General features: G+C 74.4%; 10 protein-coding genes and 1 riboswitch. Of the genes, 6 read left to right on the top strand and 4 right to left on the bottom strand.

The genetic code is table 11. From position 1 onward, the window contains the following. Nucleotides 1-59: 59 nt before the first annotated feature. A complete protein-coding gene (locus ACYP53_RS36640) occupies nt 60-689 on the bottom strand; it encodes a GTP cyclohydrolase II (protein ID WP_459650587.1) in 630 nt (209 codons plus the stop codon). Nucleotides 690-999: 310 nt separating this feature from the next. On the opposite strand from ACYP53_RS36640, the gene gdhA reads away from it, so the two are divergent. From gdhA to ACYP53_RS36625, 3 genes are all read left to right on the top strand, one after another. After that, nucleotides 1,000-2,430 (top strand): NADP-specific glutamate dehydrogenase, encoded by a 1,431-nt coding sequence (gene gdhA, locus ACYP53_RS36635; protein ID WP_459650586.1) that lies wholly within the window; start codon nt 1,000-1,002, stop codon nt 2,428-2,430. A 159-nt stretch (nt 2,431-2,589) separates the two neighbouring features. Continuing rightward, complete coding sequence (locus tag ACYP53_RS36630) at nt 2,590-3,462, top strand: AraC family transcriptional regulator (protein WP_459650585.1); 873 nt, start codon at nt 2,590-2,592, stop codon at nt 3,460-3,462. A 221-nt stretch (nt 3,463-3,683) separates the two neighbouring features. Beyond that, on the top strand, nt 3,684-4,448 hold the full coding sequence (locus tag ACYP53_RS36625) for a VOC family protein (RefSeq protein WP_459650584.1): 765 nt from the start codon (nt 3,684-3,686) through the stop codon (nt 4,446-4,448). Between the two features lie 29 nt (nt 4,449-4,477). On the opposite strand, the gene lnt is transcribed toward ACYP53_RS36625, so the two are convergent. The 3 genes from lnt to ACYP53_RS36610 all read right to left on the bottom strand — a co-directional run bounded on the left by lnt (nt 4,478) and on the right by ACYP53_RS36610 (nt 10,207). Then, nucleotides 4,478-6,079, bottom strand: coding sequence for an apolipoprotein N-acyltransferase (gene lnt / locus ACYP53_RS36620; protein WP_459650583.1), 1,602 nt, complete (start codon nt 6,077-6,079; stop codon nt 4,478-4,480). A gap of 220 nt (nt 6,080-6,299) precedes the next feature. Beyond that, nucleotides 6,300-9,944 (bottom strand): cobaltochelatase subunit CobN, encoded by a 3,645-nt coding sequence (gene cobN, locus ACYP53_RS36615; protein ID WP_459650582.1) that lies wholly within the window; start codon nt 9,942-9,944, stop codon nt 6,300-6,302. Continuing rightward, the gene (locus ACYP53_RS36610; RefSeq protein WP_459650581.1) at nt 9,941-10,207 is read right to left on the bottom strand and encodes a hypothetical protein; all 267 of its coding nucleotides are present in this window, start codon (nt 10,205-10,207) and stop codon (nt 9,941-9,943) included. The genes cobN and ACYP53_RS36610 overlap by 4 nt, the downstream gene beginning before the upstream one ends. A 65-nt stretch (nt 10,208-10,272) precedes the next feature. Next, a riboswitch (cobalamin riboswitch) is annotated at nt 10,273-10,358 on the bottom strand. A 304-nt stretch (nt 10,359-10,662) separates the two neighbouring features. Here ACYP53_RS36610 and ACYP53_RS36605 point away from each other — a divergent pair. From ACYP53_RS36605 to ACYP53_RS36595, 3 genes are read left to right on the top strand one after another with little or no spacing between them, the layout of a single operon-like run. After that, nucleotides 10,663-12,015 carry a hypothetical protein gene (locus ACYP53_RS36605; RefSeq protein ID WP_459650580.1) on the top strand — a complete coding sequence of 451 codons (1,353 nt, stop codon included), beginning with the start codon at nt 10,663-10,665 and terminating at the stop codon, nt 12,013-12,015. Next, complete coding sequence (locus ACYP53_RS36600) at nt 12,012-12,638, top strand: precorrin-8X methylmutase (RefSeq protein WP_459650579.1); 627 nt, start codon at nt 12,012-12,014, stop codon at nt 12,636-12,638. Before ACYP53_RS36605 ends, ACYP53_RS36600 begins: the two co-directional genes overlap by 4 nt. After that, entirely contained in the window at nt 12,635-14,155 is a 1,521-nt protein-coding gene (locus ACYP53_RS36595) for a precorrin-2 C(20)-methyltransferase (RefSeq protein ID WP_459650578.1), read from the top strand. Before ACYP53_RS36600 ends, ACYP53_RS36595 begins: the two co-directional genes overlap by 4 nt. Nucleotides 14,156-14,172: the final 17 nt, after the last annotated feature.

The raw sequence follows: 14,172 nt of genomic DNA, 5'->3' as shown, positions 1-14,172 counted from the left end.
GACCGCGCCGCCCGCACCTTCGATCAGCCGGGCCGGCGGGGCCGACCGCGTCAGCCCGGTCAGCCGACCAGCCGGGTCAGCTCGATCGAGTGCCCCGTCCGCTCCACCTTCGCCGTCAGGTAGCGGACGTTGCTCGCCGACAGGTGCACGCCCGTCGGCACCCGGTGCCGCACGGTGATCCCGAGGTCGGCCAGCTGGGCGGCCTTGTCCGGGTTGTTGCTCAGCAGGTCGATGCCGGTGGCGCCGAGTGTGGTGAGCATCTGGGCGGCGGCCGTGTAGTCCCGGCCGTCCTCGGGCAGGCCGAGCGCGGTGTTGGCGTCGTACGTGTCCAAACCGGAGTCCTGCAGGGCGTACGCATCGAGCTTGTTGTACAGCCCGATGCCCCGGCCCTCCTGGCGGAGGTAGAGCAGGTAGCCACCGGCCTCGCCGATCCGCTCGACCGACTCGCGCAGCTGCGGCCCGCAGTCGCAGCGGTCCGAGCCGAAGACGTCGCCGGTGAGGCACTCGGAGTGCAGCCGCACCAGCGGCGTCCCGCCCTCGGGGACCGTGCCGAGGGCGAGCGCCAGGTGCTCGGCGCCGTCGGCGAGGCCGTGGAAGGTGAAGACCTCCGCCTCGGCGTGGAAGCCGTCGGGGAAGGTCAGCGGGATGCGCACACGCGAGCGCACCGTGGCGGAGGCGGGTTGAGGCATGGGCGAGCCTTCGTCGATCGAGGGTGGACCGGGGCGGAGTGGAATCCGGGGGATCCGGGTGGATCGGATGTCGACCGTACTCGGTTGTTCCAATTTGAACAACTGGGTCGACGGCCGGACCACCGGGGTTCGACGCGACCGCGGAGGCGCACAACGCCCCACCAGCCCCACCTGTTCCCGTCCGCGTCCCGACATGTGGAAGGCAGGCGGCGCGCGGTGTCGACACTGGGAGACTTCCTCCCGTTTCCTGGGCACGGGAACGCCCCGCGCACGACCACCGACGACGACGGAAGGTCTTGATCAGATGCCCATGAGCCGCCCCGGATCCACCCCCGGAGCCATTCCCGGATCCGCCGCCGGAGCCGTCCCCGCCGCCGCGAGCCGGCCCCGCTTCGACGCCGAACAGCGAGCGATCGAGGCCCTGTTCGCGGAGGTCGTGCGCCGCAACAAGGGTGAGACGGAGTTCCATCAGGCCGTCCACGAAGTGCTGGAGACCCTGGCCCCCGTCCTCGCCCACCGGCCCGAACTCCTCGACGCCCGGATCATCGAGCGGATCTGCGAGCCCGAGCGGCAGTTGATGTTCCGGGTGCCGTGGACGGACGACTCCGGCGGCATCCACGTCAACCGCGGCTTCCGGGTGGAGTTCAGCAGCGCCCTCGGCCCGTACAAGGGCGGGCTGCGCTTCCACCCCTCGGTGAACCTCGGCATCGTCAAGTTCCTCGGCTTCGAGCAGATCTTCAAGAACGCGCTCACCGGACTGTCGATCGGCGGCGGCAAGGGCGGATCCGACTTCGACCCCAAGGGCCGTTCGGACGCCGAGATCATGAGGTTCTGTCAGTCCTTCATGACCGAGCTCCACCGCCACCTCGGCGAGCACACCGACGTGCCGGCCGGGGACATCGGCGTCGGCGGCCGGGAGATCGGCTACCTCTTCGGCCAGTACAAGCGGATCACCAACCGCTACGAGTCCGGCGTGCTCACCGGAAAGGGCCTGGGCTGGGGCGGCGCGCAGGTCAGGACGGAGGCCACCGGCTACGGCTGCGTGCTGTTCACCGCCGAGATGCTGGGGAGCCGGGGCGGGGGTCTGGACGGGCACCGGGTGGTCGTCTCCGGCTCCGGCAACGTCGCGCTCTACGCGATCGAGAAGGCGCAGCAGCTCGGCGCGACGGTGCTCACCGCCTCCGACTCCTCCGGCTACGTGGTGGACGAGAAGGGCATCGACCTCGGCCTGCTCAAGGAGGTCAAGGAGGTCCGCCGCGGCCGGATCTCCGAGTACGCCGAACTGCGCGGCAGCCACGTCAAGTTCGTCGAGGGGTCCGGGGTGTGGGGCGTGCCCTGCGAGGTCGCGCTGCCCTGCGCCACCCAGAACGAGCTGACCGAGGCCGACGCGCTCGCCCTGGTGCGGAGCGGCGTGCTCGCGGTCGCCGAGGGCGCCAACATGCCGACCACCCCGGAGGCGGTGCGGGTGTTCCAGGAGGCCGGGGTCGCCTTCGGCCCGGGCAAGGCGGCCAACGCGGGCGGCGTCGCGACCAGCGCGCTGGAGATGCAGCAGAACGCCTCGCGCGACTCCTGGACCTTCGAGCGCACCGAGGAGCGGCTGGCCGGGATCATGAAGCACATCCACGACTCCTGCTTCACCACCGCCGAGCGCTACGGCCACCCCGGCGACTACGTGGTGGGCGCGAACATCGCGGGCTTCGAGCTGGTCGCGGACGCGATGCTGGCCCAGGGCCTGGTCTGACGGACTGGTCTGAGGCCTTGGCCCGAGGGGCTGGCCCGAGGGCCTGGTCTGCCCGGCTGACCCGGCGATCGGCACCCGACCGGAGCGGGCACCGATCGTCGGGTACGGCAAGGTGGGTCCTTCCTACGGTGGTGATCAGCAAGGAAGGACGGGGTCGGAGTGCTGGAACACCTGAACCGGGCGATGGACCACATCGAACGGCACCTGGACGGCGAGGTCGACGTGACCGAGCTGGCGCGGATCGCAGTGACGTCGGAGTACCACTTCCGGCGGCTGTTCTCGATGCTCGCCGGGATGCCGCTGTCGGAGTACGTCCGGCGTCGGCGGCTGACCGTCGCGGGGGCCGAAGTCCTCGACGGCGAGCGGACGTTGCTCGACGTCGCGATCCGGTACGGGTACACCTCGGGCGAGGCCTTCGCCCGGGCGTTCCGGGCGATGCACGGGGTCGGGCCGGGGGAGGCCCGGCGCGACGGTGCGGTGCTCACCTCCCAACCCAGGATGTCCTTCAGACTCGTCGTGGAAGGAAGCAGCAGTATGGAGTACCGCATCGTCGAGAAGCCGGACTTCCGGATCGTCGGGAAGAAGGCCCGGGTCACCCTGATCTACCAGGGGATCAACCCGGGGATCGCCGAGTTCATCAAGGGCCTCGGCAAGGAGACCGTCGAGCGGATCACGGCCCTCACCGGTCAGGACCCGGTCGGCCTCGTGTCGGTGAGCGACGACTTCTCGCCGAACCGCGAGGAGGGGTCCGAACTCGACTACTGGCACGCGGTGGTGGCGCGTGAGGGGGCCGACGTCCCGGAGGACCTGGACGTCCTGGAGGTGCCGGCCGGCACCTGGGCGGTGTTCACCAACACCGGGCCGTTCCCGCAGGCGCTGCAGGAGATGTGGGGGGACGTGGCCAGTCAGTGGTTCCCGTCCAACCCGTACGAGGCCCGGCCGGGCCCGGAGATCCTGCAGACCCGCTTCGTCCCGGGGACGGCCGACGCCGAGGCGGAGCTCTGGATCCCGGTGGCGCGCGCCCTGCGCTGACGGGTAGCGGGTGACGGGGTAACAGCTGACGGGTAACAGATAACAGATGACAGCTGACAGATTTCATCAGCTGTCAGCTGTCAGCTGTCAGTTGTCATCCGTTCTCCCGCCCCCGTTCCGCCGCCCCGTTCGGCCCACCAGCGTCCGCCCCCGGCCCTCCCCGCCCCGCATCCTGGGCGGGGAGGGCCCGGGGGCCGAGACCGAGCTGGAGAACCGAATCCATGAAGCAGACCTCCGTGACCACCGACGGCCCCTGCTGGGTCGAACTGGGCACCTCCGACCCGGCCGCCGCCCGGGCCTTCTACCGCGAGCTGTTCGGCTGGCGCGAGGACGACGGTGCGCGACCCGGGGACGGCGACTACGTCCGGATGCTCGTGGCGGACGCGCCGGTCGCCGCGATCACCCCGCGCTACGCGTCACGGCAGCCGACGGCCTGGACGGTCAGCTTCGCGGTCGCCGACGCCGACGCCACCGCGGCGCGGATCGAGGAAGCCGGCGGCAGCATCCTCAAGGAGCCCACCGACCTGCTGGACCAGGGCCGCTTCGCGGTGGCCGCCGACCGCTCCCACGCGGTCTTCATCCTCTGGCAGCCCCGCGCCTTCGAGGGCTCCGGGATGTTCAACGAGCCCGGCTCGCTCGGCTGGGTGGAGCTGCTCACCCGCGACCCGGCGGGCTCGACCGCGTTCTACCCGGCGGTCTTCGGCTGGTCCGTCGCCCCCTCCGAGCACTACACCCAGTGGGGCCTGGGCGGCCGGGACTTCGGCGGCATGCTGGTGATGGGCGAGGGCTTCCCGGCGGAGGTGCCGCCGCACTGGCTGCCGTACTTCTCGGTCGCCGACGTCGACAACACCGTCGAGCGGGCGGTGGCCCTCGGCGGGCGCGTGCAGATGCCCGCCTACTCCATGCAGGGCGGCCGGCGGATCGCCGTGCTGCGCGATCCCCAGGGTGCTGCCTTCGGCGTCTACAGCGTCCCCGCGGAGGGCTGATCGGAGAGCCGGGCGCCCGACGGGACGGCTCAGCCGAGCGCCGTGCGCCGCGCGGCGCCCACCGCCGCCCCCGCCGCCACCGCCGCCCCCGCCGTGATCAGCAGGGCCCCGGCCGGGACCACGTCGCCGACGCGGTCGTACCAGGTCAGCGTCCCGGGCGCGGTGAGCGGCAGTCGGACGGTCAGCGCGCCGGTGCTGTCGGTGCCGAGCCGGGCGAGCTCCCGGCCCTGGGCGTCGAAGGCCGCCGACACCCCGGTCAGCGAGGCCTGGACGGCGGGCCGCCCGGTCTCGGCGGCCCGGATCGCGGCCAGCGAGACGTGCTGCTCGGGGGCCCAGGTGCGCTGGAAGGTCGAGGTCGAGGACTGGTAGACCAGCACCCGGGCGCCGTCCCGCGCGGCGGTGCGGGCCATGTCGGGGAAGGCCGACTCGAAGCAGATCAGCGCCCCGACCGGCAGCGGCGCTCCCGTCCGGTCGACGGTCGGCAGCAGGTGGAACGCGGTGCCGGGCGCCCGGTTCTCGCCCGCTGCCCGGCTGACCCCGGCGATCCAGCCGAGCGCCGGCCGCAGCGGGATGTACTCGCCGAAGGGCACCAGCCGGATCTTGCGGTAGCGGTCCACCACGCCCGCCGGGGAGACCAGTACGGCGTCCTTGGAGATCCGTCCGTCGGCCTTGCGGGCGTCCTCCCCGGCGATGACCTGGGCGCCGGTGGTGGCGGCGAGGTCGCGCAGCACGTCGAGCGCGGCCGGGTCGTGGTCCAGGTCGGCGGTGGTGCTGCTCTCGCCCCACACCACGAGGTCGACCCGCTGGCCGACCAGGGCGGCGGTGGTTCGCGCGCTCGCGTCGAACCGGGCCTGCGGGTCCTCCACGATGCCGGGCTGGACGAGCGCCACCGTGACGGCCCCCGCCCCGGTCGGCGCCTCGCGCAGGGCGAACAGCGCCGGGCCGGCGGCCAGCGCGAGCACCGCGGCCGAGGCCGCGATCGCCCGTGGCCGCCAGTGCACCGCGGTCAGCGCGATCAGGACCCCGGTGTTCACCGTCGCGACCGCCGCGCTGACCAGCCAGATCCCGCCCGCCGAGGCCAGTCCGAGGACGGCGGGGTGCTGCCACTGGGTGGCGCCGAGCAGCGCCCACGGCCCGCCGAGGGCCGGCCAGGAGCGCGCGTACTCGGCCGACACCCAGACCGCGGGGACGACCAGCAGCGCGAGCAGCGCCCGACGGGTGGTCAGCGGCGGGCGCAGCAGCCGGTGCACGGTGTACCCGACGGCGCCCTGGAGCGCCCCGAACAGCACCGCGAGCACCGGGAGCCCGGGGCCGATGGACGGCACCAGCCAGTACATCGCGGTCAGGATGAACCCGGCCCCGAACCACCAGCCGCGGACGGCGGCCTCCCGCCCCCCGGGCGCCCGCTGCATCAGCAGCAGCCCGGGGACGAGCGCGATCCACGCCAGCCAGGCCTGCCCGGGTGCCGGGAAGGCGAGCACCGGTACCGCCCCGGCCGCGAGCGCCCCGAGCCGGGCCCGGTGCCGGTGCGGCGCGCGCGGCTCCCGTGGCCCGGTTCGCTCCGCTCCCTCCGCGTGGTCCGCGGGAGGCGTGCTCAGGGCTGGACTGGTGGGACCGGTGCGCCGCGACATGCCCCGTATTGTCCGCCCGGACGGCGTGGGCCACCAGTGCTCCCGTCACCCGAATGGACTACGGGAACACCAACAGTGAGATGGAGGCCCACCTTTCGAACGGGCGCCCGGGCGACCGGCTCGAACGGGTGCCCGGACGGTCGATGCGAGCGACCGTCCGAGCCCCCCGTCCGAGCCCCTCGTCAGAGCAGCAGCCCGAGCGCCCGTCCGGGCAGCCGGCTCAGCCCTCGCCGCCCTCCAGATCCCCCTCGGTCTCCAGGAACGCGGCCTGCAGCTGCGCGATCAGCTCCGGGTCCGGCTGCTCCCACAGCCCGCGGCTCGCCGCCTCCAGCAGTCGCTCGCTGATGCCGTGCAGCGCCCACGGGTTGGCGCCCGCGAGGAACTCCCGGTTGACCGGGTCGAGCACGTACTCCTGGGTCAGCTTCTCGTACATCCAGTCCGCGACCACGCCCGTGGTGGCGTCGTAGCCGAACAGGTAGTCGACCGTCGCGGCCATCTCGAAGGCGCCCTTGTAGCCGTGCCGGCGCATCGCCTCGATCCAGCGCGGGTTGACCACACGGGCGCGGAAGACCCGGGCGGCCTCCTCGGTCAGCGTCCGGGTGCGGACGGTCTCCGGGCGGGTGGAGTCGCCGATGTAGGCGGTCGGCGCCTTGCCGGTGAGGGCGCGGACGGTGGCCACCATGCCGCCGTGGTACTGGAAGTAGTCGTCCGAGTCGGCGATGTCGTGCTCGCGGGTGTCGGTGTTCTTCGCGGCGACGGTGATCCGCTTGTAGGCGGTCTCCATCTCCTCGCGGGCCGGCCGGCCGTCCAGCCCGCGGCCGTACGCGTAGCCGCCCCAGACCGTGTACACCTCGGCCAGGTCGGCGTCGGTGCGCCAGTCGCGGCTGTCGATCAGCTGGAGCAGGCCGGCCCCGTACGTGCCCGGGCGGGAGCCGAAGACGCGGACGGTGGCCTTGCGCTCGTCGCCGTGGACGGCGAGGTCGGCCTGGACGTGGGCGCGGACGAAGTTCTGCTCGTCGGCCTCCTCCTGGGCGGCGGCCAGGCGCACCGCGTCGTCCAGCAGGGCGACCACGTGCGGGAAGGCGTCGCGGAAGAAGCCGGAGATGCGCAGCGTGACGTCGATGCGCGGGCGGCCCAGCTCCTCCAGCGGGACGGCCTCCAGGCCGGTGACCCGGCGCGAGGCGTCGTCCCAGACCGGGCGGACGCCGAGCAGGGCGAAGGCCTCGGCGATGTCGTCACCGGCGGTGCGCATCGCGCTGGTGCCCCAGAGCGAGAGCCCGACCGAGGGCGGGTAGGCGCCGTCGTTGTCGGCGGTGTACCGCTCGATCAGCGAGGCGGCGAGCGCCTGGCCGGTCTCCCAGGCGAGCTTGCTGGGGACGGCCTTCGGGTCGACGGAGTAGAAGTTGCGGCCGGTCGGCAGCACGTTGACCAGGCCGCGCAGCGGCGAGCCGGACGGGCCGGCCGGGACGAAGCCGCCCCGCAGCGCGTGCAGCACCGCGTCCAGCTCGTCGGTGGTGGCGGCCAGCCGCGGCACCACCTGGGTGGCGGCGAAGTCCAGCACCTGGCGGACGGCCTCCTGGACGGTCTCCGGCAGCTCGGCGGTGACCTTCTCGACCGCCCCGGGCGCCCAGTCCTCCGCCTCCATGGCCTCGACCAGGGCGCGCGCCTTGGCCTCGGCCGCGTCGGTGGCGCCCAGGGTCAGCGCCGCCTCGTCCAGGCCGAGCGCCTCGCGCAGGCCGGGCAGGGCGCTGACGCCGCCCCAGATCTGCCGGGCGCGCAGGATGGCGAGGACGATGTTGACCCGGTCGGTGCCGACCGGTGCCTGGCCGAGGACGTGCAGGCCGTCGCGGATCTGGGCGTCCTTGACCTCGCAGAGCCAGCCGTCGACGTGCAGCAGGAAGTCGTCGAAGCCGTCGTCCTCGGGGCGCTCGTCCAGGCCGAGGTCGTGGTCCAGCTTGGCGGCCTGGATCAGGGTCCAGATCTGGGCGCGGATGGCGGGCAGCTTGGCCGGGTCCATCGCGGCGATGTTGGAGTGCTCGTCCAGCAGCTGCTCCAGGCGCGCGATGTCGCCGTAGGAGTCGGCGCGGGCCATCGGCGGGACGAGGTGGTCGACCAGGGTGGCGTGGGCGCGGCGCTTGGCCTGGGTGCCCTCGCCCGGGTCGTTGACCAGGAAGGGGTAGACCAGCGGGAGGTTGCCGAGGACGGCGTCCGGGCCGCACTCGGCGGACAGCGCGGCGGTCTTGCCGGGCAACCACTCCAGGTTGCCGTGCTTGCCGAGGTGGATCACGGCGTGGGCGCCGAAGCCGCCGTCCTCCTGCGCGGCCTCGATCCAGCGGTACGCGGCCAGGTAGTGGTGGCTCGGCGGCAGGTCCGGGTCGTGGTAGATCGCGACCGGGTTCTCGCCGAAGCCGCGCGGCGGCTGGATCAGGACCAGCAGGTTCCCGGAGCGGATCGCGGCCAGCACGATGTCGCCGTCCGGGTTCTGCGAGCGGTCGACGTACAGCTCGCCGGGGGCCGGGCCCCAGTGCTCCTCGACCTGCTCGCGCAGCCCCTGCGGCAGCGTGGCGTACCAGCGGCGGTAGTCGGCGGCGGGGATGCGCACCGGGTTGCGGGCCAGCTGGTCCTCGGTCAGCCAGTCCTGGTCGTAGCCGCCGGCCGCGATCAGGGCGTGGATGATCGCGTCACCCTCGTGGGCAGTCACTCGCCCGCTCGCCGGGGCGGCGCTGTCGTCCAGACCGGGCAGGTCGCTGCCGAGGTCCATGCCCTCCTCGCGCAGCCGGTGCAGCAGGCGGACGGCGCTGGCCGGGGTGTCCAGGCCGACGGCGTTGCCGACCCGGGCGTGCTTGGTCGGGTACGCGGACAGCACCAGCGCCAGGCGGCGCTCGGCGGCCGGGACGTAGCGCAGCCGGGCGTGGCTGACGGCGGTGCCGGCCACCCGGGCGGCGCGCTCCGGGTCGGCGGCGTAGACGGTCAGACCGTCCTCGTCCAGCTCCTTGAAGGAGAACGGGACGGTGATCAGACGGCCGTCGAACTCCGGCACGGCGACCTGGGTGGCGGTGTCCAGCGGGGACAGGCCGTCGTCGCTGGCCTCCCACTGGGCGCGAGACCAGGTCAGGCAGAGCGCCTGCAGGATCGGGCGGTCCAGCGCGGCCAGCGCGCCAGCGTCCCAGGCCTCCTCGTCGCCGCCGGCCTGCGCGTCGGCCGGGCGGGTGCCGCCGGCGGCGAGCACGGTGGTGACGAGCGCGTCGGCCTCGCCGAGCGCGGCCAGCAGCTCGGGCTCGGCGCCGCGCAGCGAGGCGCAGTAGTAGGCCCTGGCCTGGGCGCCCTGGTCCTCGATCGCCCGGCAGAGCGTCTCCACGAAGGCGGTGTTGCCGCTCATGTGGTGGGCGCGGTAGTAGAGCACCGCCACCGTCGGACCCTCGGACGTACGGGCCTCGCGCTCCAGCGGGCCCCAGGCCGGCGCCGAGGCGGGCGGCGCGAAGCCGTGGCCGGTCAGCAGCACGGTGTCGGAGAGGAAGGCGCCCAGCTCGGCCAGGTTGGCCGCGCCGCCGTGGGCGAGGTAGGCGTGCGCCTCGGCGGCGATGCCGGCCGGGACGGTGGACAGCTCCATCAGCTGGGCGTCGGGGGCCTGCTCACCGGTCAGCACCACCACCGGGCGGGGGCCGGCCAGCAGTGCGTCCAGGCCCTCCTGCCAGGCGCGGCGCCCGCCGAGCAGGCGGACCACGACCAGGTCGGTGCCCTCCACCAGCGCGGGCAGGTCCTCGGGCGAGAGCCGGGCCGGGTTGCCGAGCCGGTAGCGCACCGGGCCCTCGGCGGCACGGGCGCTCAGCAGGTCGGTGTCGGACGTCGACAGCAGCAGGATCATGCGTAGGCCCTCCCGGCCTCGTGGATGGCCAGGACGGCCGTGGAATCGGCCGGGGTGGCCGTCGTGCGGGCCGGGACGGCCTTGGTGCGAGCCCGGACGGTGGCCCTGGTGCGGGCCGGGACGGCCGTGACGTCGGCCTCGGCGGTCCGGGTACGGGACCGGGCGGCCGGAGTGACGGCCGGAGTGACGGCCGGTGCGGTCCGGACGACGGCCGGGGCGGCCGGAGCGTCCGTGCGGACAGCCGTGGAAGCGTGCGCGGGCATGCGACAGCGCTGGTGCATTTCTGCCTTCCTCGGGGTCCGCGCCCCGGGCCGGTGGAGGACGGCAGGAGTTCCTGGCTCCCGCGGCCGGCCGGTCTCCCGGTGAACCGCGGTCACAGTGGCGGGACCGCACCGGGCTTGCACCGGTTTCCTCCCCTGCGCCGTCGCTGGCGTGCGGACGGTCCGCCGGGACCGTCCGCCCTGCATCGTACGGGGTACGGCTGACCTGGGGGAGAGTGAGCTTTCGGCCGCGGGCTCCGGGCGGCCCGGCGCACCGCCCCGGACGGCCGGGACCGCCGACGGGGACGGCCGGGACAGCCGCCCCCGGACGGCGAGACCGCCGACCGGGGACGCCGGGACAGCTGCCCGGGACGGCCGCCCGGCGCGTGCGGCGGGTGCGCCGGAGTGTGATGCAGCGGACGGAGGCAACCGATCGGATCATCTGTATGCTCGCGGCCATGCCACCGACACCCGACGCCACCGCGCCGGGCGCTGCCGTACCCGACCGGGAGGTGCCCGACCGGGGGCGCGCGGACGCCTGCCCGGGCGCGCTGCGTCTGCACCCGGCCGACGACGGCTCCCTGGCCCGGATCCGCCTGCCCGGAGGTCTGTTGACGGACCGTCAGGCACTCGCGCTGGCGGAGGCCGCGGAGGTCCTGGGCGACGGTTGGCTGGAGACGACCTCGCGCGGCAACGTCCAACTGCGCGGCCTGGCCCCGCACTGCGCGGCGGACCTCGCCGAGCGGCTGCGCGCCGTCGGCCTGCTGCCCTCGGACACCCACGAGCGGGTCCGCAACATCGTCGCCTCGCCGCTGGCGGGCCTGGATTCCGCCGCGAGCGCCGATGTCCAGGCCTGGGTACGGGACCTGGACGCGCGGCTGTGCGCGAGCGACTGGGCGGCCGGGCTCTCCGGCAAGTTCCTCTTCGCGCTGGACGACGGGCGGGGCGACGTCGCCGCGCTCGACGCCGATGTGACATTGATCGCAGGCTCGCGGGCCGGCGGCGCGGACCGGGGCAGCGACCGGGGTGAGGCCTCGGACCGGGACCGGCCGACTGTGCTGCGGCTCGGCCGTGCCGACCACGGACACCAGGTCGAGGCCGGGCGGGAGGTGACGGCCGTACTGGACGCGGCCCGCTCCTTCCTGGACGCGCTGCGCGCGAACGGGCGCAAGGCCTGGCACCTGCGCGACGCCCCCGACCTGCTGCCGGTCGGCCCGGTGCCGCTGCCCGCCTTCACCGGTGCGGCGCCCGCCGTGGGCGCGCTGCCGGGCGGGCTCTCGGTGGGCCTGCGCTTCGGCCGGGCGAGCGCCGCGCAGTGGCGGGCGCTGGTCGCCGCCTCCGCCGGTGACGTGCGACTGACGCCCTGGCGCGGGGCGGTCCTGCCCGGCGCCCCGGCCGACCTGCTGCCCGGGCTCGCCGAGGCCGGGTTCCGTACCGAGCCGGGCTCGCCCTGGGAGCGGGCCACCGCCTGCACCGGGCTGCCGGGGTGCGCCAAGTCGCTCGCCGACGTCCGCTCCGACGCGGCCCGGGCGCTGGACGCCGGCGGCCGGCCGGTGGGCGACGGGCCCGGGGGTGCTCTGCCGGTTGGTGACGGGCCCGCCCCTGGCGGGGTTTTCGACGTGCTTCCCGTCCACTGGTCGGGTTGTGAACGGCGCTGCGGCCACCCGGCCGGGCGGTGGGTGGACGTGCTCGCCACTGGGCGCGGCTACCGGGTGACGGTGAACGGACCGGCGGCCGCCCCCGAGGCCGCCGAGGTGACGAACGAGGAGATGGCCGAGGCGGTCGCCGAGGCCAGGAGGACCACGAAGTGATCGAGTACGAGAAGGACGGCGCGTCCATCTACCGCCAGTCCTTTGCCACCATCCGCGCGGAGGCCGATCTGGCCGCCCTCCCGGCGGACGTCTCCCAGGTCGCGGTGCGGATGATCCACGCCTGCGGGATGGTCGACCTGGTCGAGGACCTGGTGTACTCGCCCGGCGTGGTCGCCTCCGCGCGCGCCGCACTGCACGCGGGCGCGCCGATCCTCTGCGACGTCAACATGGTCGCGAGCGGCGTGACCCGCAAGCGGCTGCCCGCCGACAACGAGGTGATCTGCACCCTCACCGACCCGTCGGTGCCCGAACTCGCCCGGGCGATGGGCAACACCCGCAGCGCCGCGGCCATGGAGCTGTGGCTGCCCCGGCTGGAGGGCGCGGTGGTCGCCGTCGGCAACGCGCCGACCTCGCTGTTCCGGCTGCTGGAGATGATCGAGGCGGGCGCGCCGCGCCCGGCCGCGGTGATCGGCGTCCCGGTCGGCTTCATCGGCGCCGCCGAGTCCAAGCAGGCCCTGGCCGAGCACCCGTCCGGCCTGGAGCACCTGGTGGTGCGCGGCCGGCGCGGCGGCAGTGCGATGGCCGCCGCCGCCGTCAACGCGATTGCGAGCGAAGAAGAATGACGGATCATCAGAAGCCTTCCAGTGGGCGGCTCTACGGCGTCGGGCTCGGCCCGGGCGATCCGTCGCTGGTGACCGTCCGCGCCGCCGAACTCATCGGCAAGGCCGACGTGGTGGCGTACCACAGCGCCCGCCACGGCCGCTCCATCGCGCGCTCGATCGCCGCACGCTACCTGACGGGTGGCCAGATCGAGGAGAAGCTGGTCTACCCGCTCACCGTCGAGACCACCGACCACCCGGGCGGCTACCGCGGCGCGCTGGACGACTTCTACGAGGAGGCCGCCGAGCGGCTGGCGGCCCACCTGGACGCCGGGCGCGACGTGGTCGTCCTCGCCGAGGGCGACCCGCTGTTCTACGGCTCGTACCAGCACATGCACAAGCGGCTCGCGCACCGGTACGCGACCGAGGTGGTGCCCGGCGTGACCTCGGTCAGCGCGGCGGCGGCCCGGCTCGGGCAGCCGCTGACCGAGGCCGAGGAGACGCTCACCGTCATCCCGGGCACGCTGCCCGAGGAGGAGCTGACCGCGCGGATCGCGTCGGCCGACTCCGCCGTGATCATGAAGCTGGGCCGCACCTTCCCGACCGTCCGCCGGGCCCTGGAACGGGCCGGGCGGCTGGCCGACGCCCAGTACGTCGAGCGGGCCTTCATGGAGGGCGAGCGCATCGCGCCGCTCGCGGAGGTCGACGAGGAGACGGTGCCGTACTTCTCGGTCGCGGTGCTGCCGAGCAAGGTCGCGCCGCTGGTGTCCGAGGTCCGGCTGTCGGACGGCCTGGGCAGCGTGACCGTGGTCGGCACCGGACCGGCCGGACCGCTCTGGCTCACCCCCGAGGCGCGCGGCGCGCTGGCCGAGGCCACCGACCTGGTCGGCTACACCACGTACCTGGCCCGGGTGCCCGAGCGGCCGGGGCAGCGGCGGCACGGATCGGACAACAAGGTGGAGTCCGAGCGCGCCGAGTACGCGCTGGAGCTGGCCCGGCGCGGACACCGGGTCGCGGTGGTCTCCTCGGGCGACCCGGGCGTGTTCGCGATGGCCACCGCCGTGCTGGAGGTCGCCTGCGAGGAGGCCTACCGGGACGTCCCGGTGCGGGTCCTGCCGGGGATGACCGCCGCCCACGCGGCCGCCTCCCGGGCCGGCGCCCCGCTCGGGCACGACTACGCGACGGTGTCGCTCTCGGACCGGCTCAAGCCCTGGGACGCGGTGGCCAAGCGGCTGCGCGCCGCCGCCGAGGCGGACCTGGTGCTGGCGCTGTACAACCCGGGCTCGCAGTCCCGCACCACCCAGGTCGGCCTCGCCCGGGACCTGCTGCTGGAGTACCGGGCGCCGGAGACCCCGGTGGTCATGGCGCGCGACGTCGGCGGGCCGACCGAGCGGGTGCGGATCGTCCGGCTCGGCGAGCTGGACCCGGCGCTGGTCGACATGCGGACGATCCTGCTGATCGGCTCCTCGCAGACCCGGGCGGTCGAGCGCGGCGGCGGCGTGGAGGTCGTCTGGACGCCCCGGCGCTACCCGGAGGGGTGACGGCGGGCGAGTGACGA

This window comes from Kitasatospora sp. Ki12, assembly GCF_054601375.1.
This window is presented reverse-complemented; position numbering and strand designations above follow the sequence as displayed.